The sequence below is a fragment of the Teichococcus wenyumeiae genome, assembly GCF_003696345.1.
In the GTDB taxonomy this organism is placed as follows: domain Bacteria; phylum Pseudomonadota; class Alphaproteobacteria; order Acetobacterales; family Acetobacteraceae; genus Pseudoroseomonas; species Pseudoroseomonas wenyumeiae.
In genome coordinates this window covers 1-1,418 of the sequence record NZ_RFLX01000135.1, presented here as the reverse complement: position 1 = coordinate 1,418, position 1,418 = coordinate 1, and the positions used below count along the sequence as shown (strand labels likewise).

Genomic DNA, 1,418 nt, shown 5'->3' with positions numbered 1-1,418 from the left:
TAGCACTACTTGGGCACTTTGAGGCTGTGGAACGGTTACCTTCCTGCTGAACGATGCAGCGGGAGGCGAGGATGATGGCTGTTCGTGGTGGGGGCGCTGACCTGGATCGCTGGCTGGCGCCATTCCTGGAGGTGCTCGGGCGCAAGACACGCCGGACCTGGGCACCGCTCTATCTGCGGGGCTTGCTCGGTCCTGGTGAGCGCAAGAGCCTGCAGCCGATGGCAGCGCGGTTGGGCCTGGGCGGCCACGATCAGTTGCAGCACTTCATTGCCAGTCCAGCCTGGGATGATGGCCCTCTGTGGTCTGTGCTGGCGCGTGAGGCGGACAAGCTGGTTGGCGGTCCAGCAGCCTGGCTGGTGATCGACGACACGGCGCTGCCCAAGAAGGGCGAGATGTCCGTCGGCGTGGCACCGCAATACTGCGGCCAGTTAGGCAAGAAGGCTAACTGCCAGTCGTTGGTGTCGCTCACTCTGGCGCAGAGAGAGGTGCCGGTTCCGGTGGGCCTGCGGCTGTTCCTGCCCAAAGAGTGGACCGGCGATCCAGAGCGCTGCGCCCGGGCAGGCGTACCCGAGGCCGCGATGGTGCTGCAAAGCAAAGGCGAGATCGCGCTGGAGGAGATCGACCGGTTGCGTGACGCGGGTGCGCGGTTCGGCACCGTGCTGGCCGATGCGGGCTACGGCGCCAGTGCAGCATTCCGCCAGGGCCTCGATGCGCGGGGGCTGCTCTGGGCCGTCGGCATTCCGCGCAACCAGAAGGTCTACAGCGCCGCCGTGCAGCTGGTGTCGCCACAGGGACGCGCGCGCAAGCCGGTGCCCGATGAGGAACCAGTGGAGGCGGAGAAGGTGCTGGCGGGTCTCTCCTGGCGCCGCATCACCTGGCGGCACGGTACCCGAGGTGCATTGGCCGCCCGGTTTGCCGCCGCCCGCATTCGGGTGGGCGATGGCGCCGTGTGGGCCAACAACCGGCACTTGCCGGGCGATGAGGTCTGGTTGGTGGGCGAGTGGCGCTCCAGCGGCGAGCGGAAGTACTACCTCAGCAATCTGGATCCCGGCACGTCACTGCGCGTCCTGGCCGCCGCCATCAAGGCGCGCTGGATCTGCGAACAGGCACACCAGCAACTCAAGCAAGAACTCGGTCTCGGTCACTTCGAGGGGCGGTCGTGGACCGGCCTGCACCGACATGCGCTGATGACCTGCATCGCCTGCGCCTACCTGCAGTACCTCCGCCTCGCCGAGCACCGCCGGATGAGCCGGGGAAAAAATGCCGACCCTGGTGCCGGGTCCGCCACCCTCACCAAGCTTGCCCGCCATGCGCCACGCAATCCTCGATCGGCTGTTCGCCCACCTCGTGGCGCCTCTCCGATGCCCGCACTGTCGACGCAGGTTCCTGCCACCACCCGCCAAAATGCCCAAGTAGTG

1 protein-coding gene is annotated in these 1,418 nt (G+C 67.3%); it reads left to right on the top strand.

Annotated elements, in window-relative coordinates:
* Window positions 1-71: 71 nt before the first annotated feature.
* A partial coding sequence (locus EBE87_RS28205) for an IS701 family transposase (RefSeq protein WP_456316305.1) occupies window positions 72-1,418 on the top strand: 1,347 nt, incomplete at its 3' end.